The sequence below is a fragment of the Citrobacter sp. Cpo071 genome, from assembly GCF_030332765.1.
Lineage (GTDB): Bacteria > Pseudomonadota > Gammaproteobacteria > Enterobacterales > Enterobacteriaceae > Citrobacter > Citrobacter portucalensis.
The window spans coordinates 210,277-226,190 of record NZ_JAOWHE010000084.1 but is presented as its reverse complement, the minus strand read 5'-3'; the positions used below and the strand labels follow the sequence as shown (position 1 = coordinate 226,190).

16 protein-coding genes and 1 tRNA gene are annotated in these 15,914 nt (G+C 53.6%); 7 read left to right on the top strand and 10 right to left on the bottom strand.

The features are described from left to right. The gene (gene yejF / locus OGY09_RS16350) at window positions 1-1,590 is read left to right on the top strand and encodes a microcin C ABC transporter ATP-binding protein YejF (protein ID WP_032944026.1); all 1,590 of its coding nucleotides are present in this window, start codon (window positions 1-3) and stop codon (window positions 1,588-1,590) included. 3 nt (window positions 1,591-1,593) lie between these two features. Here yejF and OGY09_RS16345 read toward each other — a convergent pair whose 3' ends face one another. The 3 genes from OGY09_RS16345 to rsuA all read right to left on the bottom strand — a co-directional run bounded on the left by OGY09_RS16345 (window position 1,594) and on the right by rsuA (window position 4,185). Further along, window positions 1,594-1,938 (bottom strand): YejG family protein, encoded by a 345-nt coding sequence (locus OGY09_RS16345; RefSeq protein WP_085951589.1) that lies wholly within the window; start codon window positions 1,936-1,938, stop codon window positions 1,594-1,596. A gap of 333 nt (window positions 1,939-2,271) precedes the next feature. Next, window positions 2,272-3,462: a Bcr/CflA family multidrug efflux MFS transporter gene (locus OGY09_RS16340; RefSeq protein ID WP_003834584.1), complete on the bottom strand. Its 1,191-nt coding sequence runs from the start codon at window positions 3,460-3,462 to the stop codon at window positions 2,272-2,274. Between the two features lie 15 nt (window positions 3,463-3,477). Next, window positions 3,478-4,185: a 16S rRNA pseudouridine(516) synthase RsuA gene (gene rsuA, locus OGY09_RS16335; protein WP_008785291.1), complete on the bottom strand. Its 708-nt coding sequence runs from the start codon at window positions 4,183-4,185 to the stop codon at window positions 3,478-3,480. Window positions 4,186-4,336: 151 nt separating this feature from the next. On the opposite strand from rsuA, the gene radD reads away from it, so the two are divergent. Beyond that, window positions 4,337-6,097 (top strand): DNA repair helicase RadD, encoded by a 1,761-nt coding sequence (gene radD, locus OGY09_RS16330; protein WP_008785292.1) that lies wholly within the window; start codon window positions 4,337-4,339, stop codon window positions 6,095-6,097. A 124-nt stretch (window positions 6,098-6,221) separates the two neighbouring features. Then, window positions 6,222-6,506, top strand: a complete 285-nt coding sequence (gene rplY, locus OGY09_RS16325) for a 50S ribosomal protein L25 (RefSeq protein ID WP_003027502.1) — start codon at window positions 6,222-6,224, stop codon at window positions 6,504-6,506. A 120-nt stretch (window positions 6,507-6,626) separates the two neighbouring features. Here the strand turns inward: rplY and yejK are convergent, their stop codons facing one another. Next, window positions 6,627-7,634 (bottom strand): nucleoid-associated protein YejK, encoded by a 1,008-nt coding sequence (gene yejK, locus OGY09_RS16320; protein WP_003027504.1) that lies wholly within the window; start codon window positions 7,632-7,634, stop codon window positions 6,627-6,629. 134 nt (window positions 7,635-7,768) lie between these two features. On the opposite strand from yejK, the gene OGY09_RS16315 reads away from it, so the two are divergent. The 4 genes from OGY09_RS16315 to narP all read left to right on the top strand — a co-directional run bounded on the left by OGY09_RS16315 (window position 7,769) and on the right by narP (window position 10,795). Beyond that, window positions 7,769-7,996, top strand: a complete 228-nt coding sequence (locus OGY09_RS16315) for a YejL family protein (protein WP_003027506.1) — start codon at window positions 7,769-7,771, stop codon at window positions 7,994-7,996. Between the two features lie 31 nt (window positions 7,997-8,027). Further along, a complete protein-coding gene (gene yejM / locus OGY09_RS16310) occupies window positions 8,028-9,788 on the top strand; it encodes an LPS biosynthesis-modulating metalloenzyme YejM (RefSeq protein WP_003834595.1) in 1,761 nt (586 codons plus the stop codon). Between the two features lie 74 nt (window positions 9,789-9,862). Next, window positions 9,863-9,939: transfer RNA gene (locus OGY09_RS16305), tRNA-Pro, on the top strand. 208 nt (window positions 9,940-10,147) lie between these two features. Then, entirely contained in the window at window positions 10,148-10,795 is a 648-nt protein-coding gene (gene narP / locus OGY09_RS16300; RefSeq protein WP_003834605.1) for a nitrate/nitrite response regulator protein NarP, read from the top strand. Window positions 10,796-10,891: 96 nt separating this feature from the next. Here the strand turns inward: narP and OGY09_RS16295 are convergent, their stop codons facing one another. From OGY09_RS16295 to OGY09_RS16270, 6 genes are read right to left on the bottom strand one after another with little or no spacing between them, the layout of a single operon-like run. After that, on the bottom strand, window positions 10,892-11,941 hold the full coding sequence (locus OGY09_RS16295; protein WP_032944027.1) for a cytochrome c-type biogenesis protein CcmH: 1,050 nt from the start codon (window positions 11,939-11,941) through the stop codon (window positions 10,892-10,894). After that, window positions 11,938-12,495: a thiol:disulfide interchange protein DsbE gene (gene dsbE / locus OGY09_RS16290; RefSeq protein WP_003834613.1), complete on the bottom strand. Its 558-nt coding sequence runs from the start codon at window positions 12,493-12,495 to the stop codon at window positions 11,938-11,940. Before dsbE ends, OGY09_RS16295 begins: the two co-directional genes overlap by 4 nt. Beyond that, the gene (locus OGY09_RS16285; protein ID WP_032944029.1) at window positions 12,492-14,447 is read right to left on the bottom strand and encodes a heme lyase CcmF/NrfE family subunit; all 1,956 of its coding nucleotides are present in this window, start codon (window positions 14,445-14,447) and stop codon (window positions 12,492-12,494) included. The genes dsbE and OGY09_RS16285 overlap by 4 nt, the downstream gene beginning before the upstream one ends. Next, window positions 14,444-14,923, bottom strand: coding sequence for a cytochrome c maturation protein CcmE (gene ccmE, locus OGY09_RS16280; protein WP_003834619.1), 480 nt, complete (start codon window positions 14,921-14,923; stop codon window positions 14,444-14,446). The genes OGY09_RS16285 and ccmE overlap by 4 nt, the downstream gene beginning before the upstream one ends. Beyond that, entirely contained in the window at window positions 14,920-15,132 is a 213-nt protein-coding gene (gene ccmD, locus OGY09_RS16275; protein ID WP_020996676.1) for a heme exporter protein CcmD, read from the bottom strand. The genes ccmE and ccmD overlap by 4 nt, the downstream gene beginning before the upstream one ends. Further along, complete coding sequence (locus OGY09_RS16270; protein WP_003027538.1) at window positions 15,129-15,866, bottom strand: heme ABC transporter permease; 738 nt, start codon at window positions 15,864-15,866, stop codon at window positions 15,129-15,131. Before OGY09_RS16270 ends, ccmD begins: the two co-directional genes overlap by 4 nt. Window positions 15,867-15,914 lie beyond the last annotated feature (48 nt).

Sequence of the window (15,914 nt, the reverse complement as noted above, 5' to 3'; positions counted from 1 at the left end):
ATGACACAACCTCTGTTAGCCATTGAGAATTTATCGGTAGGTTTTCGTCAACAAGAGACCGTGCGCACCGTAGTCAATGCCCTCTCACTACGGGTTGATGCCGGACAAACGCTGGCGCTGGTGGGCGAGTCTGGCTCGGGGAAAAGCGTGACCGCGCTTTCTATCCTACGGTTGTTACCGTCCCCTCCGGTAGTTTACCCTTCCGGGGACATCCGTTTTCATGGTGAATCATTACTTCACGCCAACGAGCAGACGCTTCGCGGCGTACGGGGGAATAAAATCGCCATGATTTTCCAGGAGCCGATGGTGTCACTGAACCCGCTCCACAATCTGGAAAAACAGCTTTATGAAGTGCTGTCGCTGCATAGGGGAATGCGTCGGGAAGCGGCGCGGGCAGAAATCCTGACCTGCCTGGATCGCGTTGGCATCCGTCAGGCAGCCAAACGTCTCGCAGATTACCCACACCAACTGTCCGGCGGTGAACGCCAGCGTGTGATGATCGCCATGGCACTGCTGACACGACCTGAGCTGCTTATTGCTGATGAACCGACTACCGCGCTGGACGTTTCCGTTCAGGCACAGATCCTGCAATTGCTGAGGGAACTACAGCGCGAGCTGAACATGGGATTACTGTTCATCACCCACAACCTGAGTATTGTGAAAAAACTGGCCGATACCGTGGCGGTCATGCAAAACGGCCAGTGCGTTGAGCAAAATAGAGCAGCACAGTTGCTCACTGCGCCAACGCATCCCTACACGAAGAAATTGTTAAACAGCGAACCTTCCGGCGACCCGGTACCTTTGCCTGTCGGGCAAGCTCCGTTGCTGGAAGTGGAAAAACTCCGCGTCGCCTTTCCTATCCGCAAAGGTATCCTGAAACGCGTGGTGGACCACAACGTCGTCGTTAACGACGTCAGTTTTTCCCTCCGGCCCGGTGAAACGCTGGGGCTGGTGGGAGAGTCAGGCTCCGGAAAAAGCACTACCGGACTGGCGCTTCTGCGGTTAATCACCTCGCAGGGAAGCATTGTGTTCGATGGGTTGGCACTGCATACCTTAAATCGACGCCAGCTGTTGCCGGTCCGTCACCGTATTCAGGTGGTATTTCAGGATCCCAACTCCTCGCTGAACCCACGCCTGAGCGTGCTACAGATTATCGAGGAGGGGTTGCGCGTTCATCAGCCTACCCTGTCAGCCGAACAACGCGAGGCACAGGTGAAAGCGGTAATGGCGGAAGTGGGATTGGATAGCGAAACGCGACATCGTTATCCTGCGGAGTTTTCTGGTGGGCAACGCCAACGCATTGCTATTGCGAGAGCATTGATTCTCAAACCTTCCCTGATCATTCTGGATGAACCAACATCGTCGCTCGACAGGACCGTACAGGCGCAAATCCTGACGTTGTTAAAATCCTTACAGGAAAAGCATCGGCTGGCTTATATTTTTATCAGCCATGATTTGCACGTAGTACGCGCGTTATGCCATCAGGTTATTGTGCTACGTCAGGGAGAGGTCGTGGAGCAAGGGCAATGCGAGCACGTCTTTAACGCACCACAGCAGGCCTATACACGTCAGCTGCTCGCGCTAAGCTGACGCTCAAAAAGGATTGTTGTTTGAAAACGGTTCTGCGATAGCCACGCCGAAGTTTTTCAGTCTGCAGGTCGCGGCAAATTCGTCCTGGCGATTCACAAACAGGCACGGCTCCCCTTCACATTCCAGTACGGAACAAGGAACCTCGATATCACTGAGGGCCTGGCTGAGCTTATGCATGACTGACCACGCGCTGTCACCATCAGGACTGAGCAATTTGAGTGCCACCAGGCTGTTCTCATTACTCTGACCGTTTTGCGGAATCGGTTCAACTTTCGAACCTGCGAAACCCACCGACCAACGATAGCTCTGCGGCAGACGATGAACGATTGAGAGTTGTAATGTCATCACTTTCTTTCCCTGGAAGCACAATCACTTCACAATTATTTTACATCAATATTAACACATCATTGACAATACGTCTTTAAACAGTTGGTAAACGTTTACATCCAGTACTTATGCTGCTTACAGAACCCAGTAATTAAATTTATTCAACGGTTCTGGCATATTTCCGGGCTATATGTACTCGTTTCTGCGATCTAACTCAACCTTTTTAACTACAATGATGTGACTTTTTACATAAATTGATTTTACATAAAATAAACATAAGCGGGGGAAATGATAGATTTGCGGTTGATGTACATCAACTCTGGAGACCTTATGGCCCCCAGGTTGTGTAATAGATCACCGTTTTTGAGCGCGACTGGCGTAAAGATAGAAGAGAATTGAGCAGGTAGCGCAAAATGCGATCGACCATATCATTGGCCAGGCCGAGTTAAAGGTCGCCAGAGACAACAGGGCCCCGACAATGGCGCCAATACCAAAGCGGAATGTCCCAGCCAGCGATGACGCCGTTCCCGCCATATGCGGAAATTCATCCAGAATAACCGCCATGGCGTTTGATGACACCATCGATACACAGCCAACAAACGCCGCAACGCCAACGACCAGAGCCCAGAACCCCAGCCCAAACAGTGCGCTAAAGACCATCCATCCCGCCATCACGAACTGGATCCACAGACCGGTACGGAACATATTCAATGCCCCAACCCGACGCACAAAGCGACTGTTGATGATAGTCATCACGAACAGGAATACGATGTTCAGTGCGAAGTAATAACCGAAATGCTGCGGTGAAACGTGGTTGATCTCAATGTAAACAAAGGGTCCGGCGCTCAGAAACGAGAACATCCCGGCAAAGCTGAACCCACTGGCCAGCATATAGCTCAGCACTCGTTTATGACGAAACAGCGAGGCAAAGTTGCCAATAGTGGTACGCAGGCGAAACGGCTGGCGACGCTCTACAGGCAGGGTCTCTTTGATCAGCGTAAAGATCATCACCGACGCCAGAACAGCCGCCATGGCGAGGATCCAAAAGATATAGTGCCAGCTAAGCCATACCAGCACCCAACCACCCACGATAGGTGCCAACAAGGGCGCAATTGTCGTGACCAGCATGACGAATGACATCATGCGTGAGAACTCTTCCTTCGGATAGATATCGCGCATCAGGGCGTTGATAACCACGCTCGCCGCCGCGGCAGCCAGACCGTGGAAGAAACGCATCACGATCAGTTGATCAATAGTTTGCGCCAGGGCGCAGGCCACTGCCGCCGCCGCAAACACCAGCGTTCCGCCCAGAATCACCGGCTTGCGTCCAATGCTGTCAGCCATTGGGCCATAGAGCAACTGCCCCACTGCAAACCCCAGAATATAGGTACTGAGGGTCATCTGCGCGCTACCCGCAGGCACACCAAACTGTTCTGAGATAACAGGTAGCGCCGGAAGATACATATCAATCGACAACGGCATCAGCATGGCTAACAAGCCAAGGATAAAGACTATGGCAATTGACGAGTTCTGCCGGGTGGTCACATTTAGCTCCTGAAATTAACGCGGGGTTAAGTTAACGCTGGCGATTTCTTCTTCGGTCAATGGACGGTATTCACCCGGCTCCAGATCGTCATCAAGCCTGATGTCACCAATTCGTTCACGGTGCAGTTCCACAACGTGGTTACCCACCGCGGCAAACATACGTTTTACCTGATGATAGCGCCCTTCGCTGATGGTCAATCGCACCTGAGTTGGCGTAATGACCTCCAGAACAGCCGGTTTGGTCAGGTCTTTTTCATTATGCAACTGTACGCCATGGGCAAACTGCTCGGCGGTATCGTCTGCCACTGGCGACTCCAGCGTCACCAGATAGGTTTTCTCACAATGGTGACGAGGAGAAGTGATACGATGCGACCACTGTCCGTCATCGGTCATCAGTACCAGTCCGGTGGTGTCGATATCCAGACGCCCTGCCGCATGCAGTTTGTAGGCAACCGGTTCATCAAGGAAATAGAGCACCGTCGGATGATCCGGGTCATCCGTTGAGCAAACATAACCCTGAGGCTTATTCAGCATAAAATAGCGCGGGCCATTTTGTTGAACCAGGGAATTACCGTCATATTCGACGTCGTGTTCTGGTAACAGCTTAAAGGCACTGTTTTTAACGATTTCACCGTCGACGGTAACGCGGTTAGCACGGATCTCACGCCCGGCAATAGCGCGGCTGACGCCGAGTTGCTGAGCGATAAATTTATCAAGTCGCATGAGTGTGATTTTTGCCTGTAAAAATACGAGAAGCGGGTTTACGCCCGAAAAGTGGGACTATTATCCGCCCAGTATAGCGGTGTTACACCATCCCTCAAGGGAAATGATTCATGGCATACTATACATTGTTGCTGTTTACCTTAATGAGCTCATGATTTTTACTCTTCGCCCGTACCAAAAAGAAGCCGTGGACGCCACGCTCAACCATTTTCGCCACCACCGCACCCCGGCGGTTATCGTCCTGCCAACCGGCGCGGGCAAAAGTCTGGTGATTGCTGAACTGGCCCGCGTGGCACGTGGTCGCGTACTGGTACTGGCGCACGTCAAAGAACTGGTCGCACAAAACCATGCCAAATATTGTGCGCTGGGGCTTGAAGCCGATATTTTTGCCGCAGGCCTGAAGCGTAAAGAGAGCCACGGGAAAGTAGTCTTTGGCAGCGTGCAGTCGGTAGCGCGTAATCTGGAGGCCTTTCAGGGTGAATTCTCACTGCTGATCGTCGATGAATGCCACCGTATTGGCGATGATGAAGAGAGTCAGTATCAGCAAATCCTCACTCACCTGACTAAAGTAAATCCCCACTTACGTCTGCTCGGGCTTACCGCCACGCCTTTTCGTTTGGGCAAGGGCTGGATTTATCATTTTCATTATCATGGTATGGTGCGCGGCGATGAAAAAGCGCTGTTTCGCGACTGCATTTATGAATTACCGCTGCGCTACATGATTAAACACGGCTACCTGACGCCGCCAGAACGCCTCGACATGCCGGTCGTGCAGTATGACTTTAGTCGCCTGCAGGCGCAGAGTAACGGCCTGTTTAGCGAAGCAGATCTGAATCAGGAGCTGAAAAAGCAGCAGCGAATAACGCCACATATCATCAGCCAGATTATCGAGTTTGCCCAAACCCGCAAAGGGGTGATGATTTTCGCCGCCACCGTTGAGCACGCCAAAGAAATTCAGGGCCTGCTGCCCGCTGACGACGCCGCGCTAATCACTGGAGATACGCCAGGCGCTGAGCGCGACGTGCTGATTGAAGAGTTCAAAGCCCAGCGTTTTCGCTATCTGGTGAATGTATCGGTCCTGACCACCGGCTTCGATGCACCGCACGTCGACCTTATCGCCATTCTGCGCCCAACAGAGTCAGTTAGCCTTTACCAACAAATTGTTGGTCGTGGGTTGCGCCTTGCACCGGGTAAAACCGACTGTCTGATCCTCGATTACGCCGGCAACCCGCACGATCTGTACGCACCGGAAGTGGGTGCTCCGAAAGGGAAAAGCGACAACGTTCCGGTACAGGTGTTCTGTCCTGCCTGCGGATTTGCAAACACCTTCTGGGGCAAAACCACGGCAGACGGCACGCTGATTGAACATTTTGGCCGCCGCTGCCAGGGATGGTTTGAAGATGATGACGGCCATCGCGAACAGTGCGATTTTCGTTTCCGTTTTAAAAACTGCCCACAGTGCAACGCGGAAAATGACATCGCCGCCCGCCGTTGTCGCGAGTGCGACACGGTGCTGGTTGACCCGGATGACATGCTGAAAGCCGCGCTCAGGCTCAAAGATGCGCTGGTCCTGCGCTGTAGCGGTATGGTGTTACAAAACGGGCAGGATGATAAAGGCGAATGGCTGAAAATCACCTATTACGATGAAGACGGCGCTGACGTCAGCGAACGCTTTCGCCTGCACACTCCCGCGCAGCGTACGGCCTTCGAACAACTGTTTATTCGCCCGCACACCCGAACACCCGGTATACCCTTACGCTGGATAACCGCCGCCGATATCCTCAATCAGCAGGCGTTGTTACGGCATCCTGATTTCGTGGTGGCGCGTATGAAAGGTCAGTACTGGCAGGTCCGTGAAAAGGTCTTCGATTATGAAGGTCGCTTTCGTCGGGCACATGAATTACGCGGTTAATCGTACTTTTGATTGATGTACCAGCCGTTTGAGTATAGAATCTCGCCCGCTTTTGCATACGCAAAGCAGATCACTTACCTGTTGCTGGGTCGCCTGTAGCAGGAATTATTAAAGAGAGATTTAAATGTTTACTATCAACGCTGAAGTACGTAAAGAGCAGGGTAAGGGTGCGAGCCGCCGCCTGCGTGCCGCTAACAAGTTCCCGGCAATCATCTACGGTGGCGCAGAAGCCCCGATTGCTATCGAACTGGATCACGATGCAGTTATGAACATGCAAGCTAAAGCTGAATTCTACAGCGAAGTTCTGACCATCGTTGTTGACGGTAAAGAAGTTAAAGTTAAAGCTCAGGCTGTACAGCGTCACCCGTTCAAGCCGAAGCTGTCCCACATCGACTTCGTTCGCGCGTAATCGCAAACAAGTTGAAGAAAAACCCCGCCAAGGCGGGGTTTTTTTATGGGATTTTGTCATCGATACTGATGGTTCTCGTCGACCGGATAAGGCGTTAACGCTCTCACCCGGCACACGGTTTTATTTCCCGCCAGACGTGCGGCGCTGCAGCTGGTCGCGCAGGTTCGGCGGCGTACCTTTGATGGTCAAGGTGTCCGTCGCCGGATCCCAGAAAATACGTTCACCCAGTAACATAGCGTCGAAGTTAATGGTTAACCCACCGCCGCTGCCGGCAAATTTGGTTAACTGACGCAGCGTGCTGCGATCCGCAGGGAAGCTCTCTTCCAGCTCGTAGCCTTTATCAGCGGTAAATTCGCTGAAGCTGACTTCACTGACGCCGGAAAGCTCTTTAGACAGCGACTCCAGTTCGATCTCTTCACCAGCCTGCAGCTGCTCGTTACAGTAGCTGTACACCTGCTGACGCACGTTCTGGCGTTCGGCTTTATCGAGTTGCGCCTCGGCAGTAAAGTCATCGACCGCCTGCAGCAGGCCACGGTTTTGCGCTTTGGCGTTCAGACCTTCGCTGGCACCGAGGAAATCCATAAAGAAATCGGCGACTTTACGCCCGACCCGCCCTTTCAGGAACGTCAGATAGCGCGTGGACTCCGGATTGGTTTCCCACTCGGTTAAATCAATACGCGCCACGATGTCCGCATGATTGATATCCAGATAGTGCGTCGGATTGATATCCAGATTTTCATTGACGCGCATGCTGCTTAAATTGTTCAGCACGGCGACCAGCAGATACTCTACCGCCAGATAGCGGTAATGGCAGAACAGGACAATACCGCCGTCGGCAAAAGGATATTTCGCCAGCTCGTCCCGCAAGCGTCCGGTCGCGGCACGACTAAATGCCAGAAAATCCTCTTCGCCCTGACGCTGTAAACGCAGCGTTTGCGCCAGTTCACTCTCTTCGCTAAACAGGCCATAGGCTTTATTCTTGGCGCTATACACCCGATGCAACTCAGCCATCATATCGACAACCGTCGCTGTCGGTTCCAGTAATGAATCGCGCAAGACCAGCTCAAGGTTCTGCTCGTCACGTTTGATAAGCTGGTGCAGGGCAATCTGGTTGATATCCAGACTCATGATAAACTCTCCTTTTAGACCGGGCGGTATTCAACCACCTGCCGGGCAGTGACGCAATAGAAGATAAAAAAGCAGAAAAAAAACTGTCCGTACGGTAATATGTTGCCCTTTCATGAACAGACTGATTTCGATTTATGCCACAAATTTCCCGCTATAGTGACGAACACGTTGAACAACTGCTGAATGAGATGCTCAACGTACTGGAAAAACATAAGGCGCCGACCGACCTTTCCCTGATGGTTCTGGGAAACATGGTGACTAACCTTATCAATACAAGCATCGCACCGGCCCAGCGCCAGGCGATTGCCAACTCTTTTGCCCGCGCATTGCAGTCTTCGGTAAACGACGACCAAGCGCATTAAGAGCCTGCTCCGGGGAAACGAACAACAGTTTATGGTAACTCATCGTCAGCGCTACCGTGAGAAAGTCTCCCAGATGGTTAGCTGGGGGCACTGGTTTGCCTTGTTCAACATTCTGTTGGCCATGGTTCTCGGTAGCCGTTACCTGTTTGTCGCCGACTGGCCGACAACCCTTGCAGGTCGTGTATATTCCTACCTGAGCGTTGTCGGGCATTTTAGCTTTCTGGTGTTTGCCACCTATCTGCTAATCCTGTTTCCCCTGACGTTTATCGTCATGTCCCAGAGGCTGATGAGATTCTTATCAGCTATTCTGGCGACGGCTGGCATGACGCTGTTGTTAATCGACAGCGAAGTTTTCACTCGCTTCCACCTGCACCTCAACCCGATCGTCTGGGAACTGGTCATTAACCCTGACCAGAATGAAGCGGCGCGTGACTGGCAACTGTTGTTTATCAGCGTGCCGGTTATCCTGTTAATAGAAATGTTGTTTGCGACCTGGAGCTGGCAAAAGCTGCGCAGCCTGACGCGTCGTCGCCATTTCGCCAAACCGTTAGCGGCATTCTTCTTCGTTTCTTTTATCGCCTCGCATGTGGTGTATATCTGGGCAGATGCCAATTTCTATCGCCCGATTACCATGCAGCGCGCAAACCTGCCACTCTCTTACCCGATGACGGCGCGTAAGTTTCTGGAAAAACATGGCCTGCTGGATGCGCAAGAGTATCAGCGTCGCCTGATCGAACAGGGCAATCCGGAAGCGGTTTCCGTGCAGTACCCGCTCAGCGAACTGCACTATCGCGATATGGGGACTGGCCAGAACGTTCTGCTGATCACCGTAGACGGCCTGAACTACTCACGCTTTGAAAAACAGATGCCTGCGCTGGCTGAGTTTGCCGGGCAGAATATCTCCTTTACGCGTCACATGAGCTCAGGCAACACCACGGATAACGGGATCTTTGGCCTGTTCTATGGTGTATCGCCAAGCTACATGGACGGTATTTTGTCGACCCGAACGCCTGCGGCGCTGATCTCTGCACTGAACCAGCAGGGTTATCAGTTAGGGCTATTCTCCTCGGATGGCTTTACCAGTCCGCTTTATCGTCAGGCGCTACTGTCAGATTTCTCCATGCCGAGCGTGCAAACGCAATCAGACGAACAAACCGCAAGCCAATGGATTAACTGGCTGGGACGCTACGCGCAGGAAGATAATCGCTGGTTCTCCTGGGTCTCCTTTAACGGGACAAACCTTGATGACAGTAACCAGAAGAACTTTGCCAAACGCTACGCCAGCGCCGCTCAGGATGTGGATGCCAATATTAACCGTGTTCTTAGCGCCCTGCGCGACTCGGGTAAACTGGACAACACGGTGGTGATTATTACCGCGGGTCGCGGTGTGCCGCTGACTCAGGAAGAGAACAACTTTGCCTGGTCGCGCGGTCATCTGCAGGTTCCTCTGGTGATTCACTGGCCGGGAACACCTGCCCAGCGTATCAATAGCCTGACCGATCATACAGACCTGATGACGACGCTGATGCAGCGCCTGCTGCATGTCAGCACGCCGGCTAACGAATACTCGCAGGGGCAGGATTTGTTCAATGCTACACGTCGCCATTACTGGGTGACCGCCGCCGACGGCAGCACGATGGCAGTGACTACGCCAGAGATGACGCTGGTGCTGAACAACAACGGAAATTATCAGACCTATGATTTACGTGGCGAGAAAATAAAAGATCAGAAACCGCAGCTCAGCCTGCTGCTACAGGTTCTGACGGATGAGAAACGATTTATTGCTAACTGATTAATTATAAATCAGTTAGTGAGGCATCCTCTTGCATTCGTAGCGGAAAGCAGTAGTATTAGCAGCCATAGCGTCGGCACGTAGCGCAGCCTGGTAGCGCACCGTCATGGGGTGTCGGGGGTCGGAGGTTCAAATCCTCTCGTGCCGACCAAAAATCCCCAAAAAAACCAACCCTTGTGGTTGGTTTTTTTATGTCTGCGATTCCGCATTCCTGAGTTTTACAGCAGCCTTCAGCACAGGTTTTACTACTTACCCATGCACAAATTGGGGTAAAATTCATCCTCTCATCAGCGCGATGAATCTGGACGATTGATGCGCTGAAAACAATAATGATACTAATAAAAGCTCAGGAGAATAGTATGCCTGAAGTAACGCCTTTTCGGGTGCTGATTGTCGACGACCACCCACTCATGCGGCGGGGAATTAGTCAATTATTGCAACTGGATCCCGCATTTGACGTAGTCGCTGAAGCAGGCGACGGCGCAAGTGCTATCGATCTGGCAAACCGTCTGGACCTTGATGTGATCCTGCTGGATCTCAATATGAAAGGTATGAGCGGGCTGGACACCCTGAATGCGCTGCGTCGGGACGGCGTCACCGCGCAAATTATTATTCTTACCGTATCGGATGCCGCCAGCGATGTGTACGCCTTAATTGATGCCGGCGCGGATGGTTATTTACTGAAAGATAGCGATCCCGAAGTCTTGCTGGAAGCCATTCGTAACGGCGCAAAAGGTGGTAAAGCGTTTAGCGCTCGTGTTAGCGAATATCTGCGCGAACGTGACCTGTTTGGTGCGCAGGAAGATCCATTCAGCATTCTCACCGAACGCGAGCTGGATGTGTTACACGAGCTGGCTCAGGGGCTGTCGAATAAACAGATTGCGTCGGTACTGAATATTTCCGAACAGACGGTGAAGGTGCATATTCGTAACCTGCTGCGCAAACTCAACGTGCGTTCTCGCGTTGCTGCCACCATCCTGTTTTTGCAAACACGCGGCATGCAGTAATCAATGAGATGCCGGATGGCGACGCAACAGCGTCTTATCCGGCCTACAAAGCACGCACAGGCCCGAAAGCAGCATGCCTTCGGGCAATCTGGACTCTTACTTCTCCTGCGGCGTTAGCTGCTCCATCGCCTGCTTAATGCTGCGTTCTATCACCGCCCGACGGGTATCATTGGCCGGTAATAATTTCAGCATCATCTCCCATGCCGCAACCGCCTCACCAAAGCGCTGCTGTTCAAAAGCGTTAAACGCGTACATGCTGAGAACCCGCACGTTGGCATGTTCACCGCGCACCAGCTGGCGTAACAGCTCCCCTCCCCTGCGATTATCGTCAGGATCGGATGAACGGGTCAGTGCTTCCGCATAACCCAGCGCCGCATCGCTGTTTTTAGGATCCAGTCGATAGGCATTGGCATAGGCTTCAGTGGCCGTACTGGCGTTACCGAGTACCATGCCAATACGCCCAAGCATGATCCAACCTTCAACGTTTGTAGGATCGGCTTGTAAACGCGTGCGCAGCCCCAGCGCCAGACGTGTCATATCTTCTTCATTGAGCGGGTCAGCTTTCGGATCCAACGCGCGTTCCAGCAGCGCCGGAGCCTGAGCGGTGGCCTGCTGCCAGACCTGAACCTGCTTATAGCTGCCGGTTTCATAATAGCTCACCGCGCCAACGATCAGCGCCACCACGATGCCGGGCACAAACAACCCAAATCCACCGCGCTTGCCATCCGGGATAACGTCGTCAGGAAACTCTTCAAGCTTCACCCGGACGCGTCGGCGAGTACGGGCAAAAATAATCCAGCCGCCCAAACCAATCGCTACCACCGGCATCACCCACAAAAGCACAGTAAGCGGCGTCAACGGCGGATCGTAGGTGACAAAGTTGCCGTAGCGCGCCACCATATAATCGACAATTTCTTTCTGGCTTTTCCCTTCCTGCATCAGTTCGTACACTTTCTGGCGCAGGTCGGTGGCAATCATCGAGTTAGAATCGGCGATACTGTTGTTCTGACATTTAGGACAGCGCAGCTGTTCGGTAAGCTGACGGAACTGCTGCTCCTGCGCTTCATCCTTAAACTGCATCACATCGATGGTCGCCAGCGCAGATCCCGAGATAACCAGCATCAGCAGGCCCAGTAAAAATCTCATTGCGCAGCCTCCTTACTGTACTTATCCCACAACGGTTTGATCTCGCTCTCCCACACCCTGGCATTCAAATCACCGGCATGGCGATAGCGAATAATACCTTTACCGTCGATCAGGAACGTTTCCGGCGCGCCGTACACGCCAAGATCCAGACCGAGCATACCGTCGCCGTCAAACAGGCTTAATGAGTAAGGATTGCCCAGCTCTTTCAGCCAGACAATGGCTTTCTGACGATCGTCTTTATAGTTCAGACCCACCACCCGCACGCCTTGTGCAGATAGCTGGTTCAGATACTGATGTTCGGCGCGACAGGTCGGGCACCAGGTCGCCCAGACGTTCAGCAGTACCGGTTTGCCCTGGGTCAGCACATCGGCCTGATAATGCTGACCCGGATTCTCCAGCGACTCCAGGCGAAATGTCGGAACGGGTTTGCCGATCAGCGCCGATTCCAGATTCGTGGGATCGTCTCCCTGAGCGTTACGCGCCAGCTGCCACAGCAGCGCCGCTGCAATGATCAGAAAAATAATAAACGGAATTAACAGTGCGTTGCGCTTCATACAGCCTCCGACGCATTTTTTTGCACCGCGGCGCGAGGACGCGTGCGCTGACGATAGCGTGGATCAAACAGGCAGAACAATCCGCCCAGCGCCATCAGCAATCCTCCGGCCCAAATCCAGCGAATAAACGGTTTGTAGTACAGACGCACAGCCCATGCGCCGTTATCCAGTTCTTCACCCAGCGCGGCGTACAGATCGCGCGTGAGCCCGCCGTCAATTGCCGCTTCGGTCATCATCGAACTGGTGCTGTTATAGAAGCGTTTTTCCGCATGCAGCGTGGCTTCCGGTTTACCATCTCGGGTAACGCCAATAATGGCGACACCACCGCGGTAGTTAGGTCCGGTAATATCTTTCACTTCGCGGAACGTGAACTGATAGTTATGGATACTGACGCTATCACCTGCTTTCATGCGCACATCGCGTTCAACGCTGTAGTTCTGGCTAAAGGCAATACCGACAATAGTTATCGCCAGCCCAACGTGGCCCGACACCATGCCCCAATAGCTTGGTGTTAATTTCGTTCCGCGGGAAACACGCAGGAATGCTTCGGACATCGCCAGCACGAATATCCAGCATGCCATCGCCAGCCCTACCACCGTCATAGCGGCAACTCGATCCTCAAACAACCACGGCAGCAGCAGCGACAGAACAAGCGTGGTGACAAACGCGATAATCAGTAACGTTTTCAGTTTACGCGGTCGGTCACGGCCCCAGCGCACTAATGGCCCAATTCCCAGCAACAGCGCGAACGGCGCCATCAGCCAGGTAAACATGGTGTTGAAGAACGGTTCACCAATCGAAATACTGCCCAGACCCAGCTGTTTGTGCACCAGCGGCAGCAGCGTGCCCAAGAGCACCACCAGCATGGCGGCAATCAGCAGAACGTTGTTGCCCAACAGCAGAGATTCACGCGACCACAGCGCGTTGTTCACCCGTGAGCGGACCTTGTGACCGCGCACCGCAAACAGCAGCAGGGAGCCGCCAATCACCAATACCATAAAGGCCAGAATAAACATCCCGCGCGACGGATCGGAGGCGAAGGCATGCACCGATACCAGCACGCCGGAGCGTACCAGGAAAGTACCCAATAGGCACAGCGAGAATGCGCAGATTGACAGCAGCAGCGTCCAGGCTTTAAAGCTGGCACGCTGTTCGGTTACCGACAGCGAGTGCATCAGCGCCGTTCCCACCAGCCATGGCATAAACGAGGCGTTCTCAACCGGATCCCAGAACCACCAACCGCCCCAGCCCAGCTCGTAATAGGCCCAGGCCGAACCGAGCACAATACCCAGCGTCAGGAACACCCACGCCGCCAGCGTCCACGGACGCGAAAAACGGGCGAAGGTACTGTCCAGTCGTCCGCTCATCAGCGCGGCAATCGCAAACGCAAAGGCCACGGAGAAGCCGACATACCCCATGTACAGTAACGGCGGATGGAAAATCAGTCCCGGATCCTGCAATAGCGGGTTCAGGTCGCGCCCTTCAATAGGGAAGTTGGGCAACGTACGGGCAAACGGATTGGAGGTAAACAGAATAAACAGCAGAAAGCCAACGCTTACCATCCCCATTACCGCCAGCACGCGGGCAACGATGTCCAGCGGCATACGCTGGCTGAATGCCGCAACGGCGAACGTCCAGCCGCTCATCAGCAAAACCCATAGCAGCAGAGAGCCTTCATGGGCACCCCAGGTTGCTGCCACCCGATACCAGACCGGAAGCTGGGTATTGGAGTTGCTGGCAACGTAGGTGACGGTAAAGTCATTAACCACGAAGGCGTTGACCAGAATCAGGAACGCCCCCATCACGCAGATAAACAGAACCCAGGCAAAAGGCCGCGCGGAGGCCATCATTCGCACGTCGCCGCGCGCTACGCCCCACAGCGGATAGACCGACAGTAGTAACGCCACGCCGAGCGCAAGGCACAACAGCGCATTGCCAATTTCAGGCATCATGACGTTTTATCCTTATAAACACTTTCCGGGCGACGATGGTTTTCCTGCATCGCTTTTTCGACTTCCGGCGGGGTGTAATTCTCATCATGTTTGGCAAGAACCTCTTTGGCCTGCACATGATTTCCTTCGTCCAGTTCGCCCTGAACAACGACACCCTGCCCTTCGCGGAACAGATCCGGCAGAATGCCTTCGTAGGTGACATCCACCACACCTTCGGCGTCATAGATACTGAAATTCACCTTCAACGACTGCGGATCGCGCTTTACGCTACCGGGCATCACCATTCCGCCCACGCGCAGGCGCTGACCGACTTCGGGCATCTGCTGCGTTTCGCGCTTACCGTAGAGTATCTCTCCCGGCGTATAGAACAGGTCAATATTAGAACGCAGCGCATAAAGCACCAGCGTAATGGTCAATGCCAGACCCGCCAGTACCGCACAGGCTATCCATAACCGATTTTTACGTCGAATATTCACGCCGCCTCCCGTTGCACTTGCGCCGCACGCATACGCGCTTCTCTCGCCCGCTGCTGCGCCACACCGCGTAAAATTGCGCGATGTTGTAACGCGGAATGCAGTACCAGCACCACCAGCGGGATAACGCTCATCGCTACGGCAAGCCAGACATACAAGGCGTAGCCGCCCATCGCGAAAAAATCACTCCATGATGCAAATGCAGGGGTCATTGGCGGCCTCTTTTTAAGATCAGTTCGCTCACCCACGGGCGGCGTTTTTCCATCATCAAAATCAGGTTACGCATGCGCATCAGCGCCAGCGTGACAAACAGTAACAGGTAGCCGACGATCGCCAGACGCAGCGGCGTACGCATCGCCGGATCGATGCTTTGCTGCATGCGGGTAGAACCCTGATGCAGCGTATTCCACCACTCAACCGAATAGTGGATAATCGGTAAGTTGACCACGCCAATCAGCACCAGAATACCGGCGGCACGACCTGCCAGACGGCGGTCGTCAAAGGCATGCCACAGCGCAATGGCGCCCACGTAGAGAAACAGCAGCACCAGTTCAGAGGTGAGTCGGGCATCCCAGACCCACCAGGTTCCCCACATCGGTTTGCCCCATGCGGAGCCGGTCACCAGCGCAATAAAGGTAAACACTGCACCAATCGGCGCCATCGCAGCCAGCGCCAGATTGGCCATTTTCATCTGCCAGACCAGGCCGATAAACGCGGCAACGGCCATCGAGGCATAAATGCCCATCGACCAGATTGCCGCCGGAACGTGCAGATAAATAATGCGATAGCTCTGCCCCTGCTGATAGTCCGCAGGCGCAAAACCAAAGCCCCAGACCCATCCCGTTATCAGTACCACCGCGCTGGCAATCGCCAGCCACGGGATAAACCAGCCACAGATCTGATAGAGCCGAGGGGGCATCGCCAATTGATGAAGTGTTTTCCACATAGTTCAGTCACCAGACTCCATAAATTAAAATCCGTTGTGCCAGAGCGC

Coding starts and splice junctions, on each gene's coding strand:
- OGY09_RS16285 (WP_032944029.1), bottom strand. CDS start 14,447: ATGATGCCTGAAATTGGCAATGCGCTGTTGTGCCTTGCGCTCGGCGTG.
- OGY09_RS16295 (WP_032944027.1), bottom strand. CDS start 11,941: ATGAGATTTTTACTGGGCCTGCTGATGCTGGTTATCTCGGGATCTGCG.
- ccmD (WP_020996676.1), bottom strand. CDS start 15,132: ATGACCCCTGCATTTGCATCATGGAGTGATTTTTTCGCGATGGGCGGC.
- rsuA (WP_008785291.1), bottom strand. CDS start 4,185: ATGCGACTTGATAAATTTATCGCTCAGCAACTCGGCGTCAGCCGCGCT.
- dsbE (WP_003834613.1), bottom strand. CDS start 12,495: ATGAAGCGCAACGCACTGTTAATTCCGTTTATTATTTTTCTGATCATT.
- radD (WP_008785292.1), top strand. CDS start 4,337: ATGATTTTTACTCTTCGCCCGTACCAAAAAGAAGCCGTGGACGCCACG.
- yejM (WP_003834595.1), top strand. CDS start 8,028: ATGGTAACTCATCGTCAGCGCTACCGTGAGAAAGTCTCCCAGATGGTT.
- OGY09_RS16315 (WP_003027506.1), top strand. CDS start 7,769: ATGCCACAAATTTCCCGCTATAGTGACGAACACGTTGAACAACTGCTG.
- OGY09_RS16270 (WP_003027538.1), bottom strand. CDS start 15,866: ATGTGGAAAACACTTCATCAATTGGCGATGCCCCCTCGGCTCTATCAG.
- yejF (WP_032944026.1), top strand. CDS start 1: ATGACACAACCTCTGTTAGCCATTGAGAATTTATCGGTAGGTTTTCGT.
- narP (WP_003834605.1), top strand. CDS start 10,148: ATGCCTGAAGTAACGCCTTTTCGGGTGCTGATTGTCGACGACCACCCA.
- yejK (WP_003027504.1), bottom strand. CDS start 7,634: ATGAGTCTGGATATCAACCAGATTGCCCTGCACCAGCTTATCAAACGT.
- rplY (WP_003027502.1), top strand. CDS start 6,222: ATGTTTACTATCAACGCTGAAGTACGTAAAGAGCAGGGTAAGGGTGCG.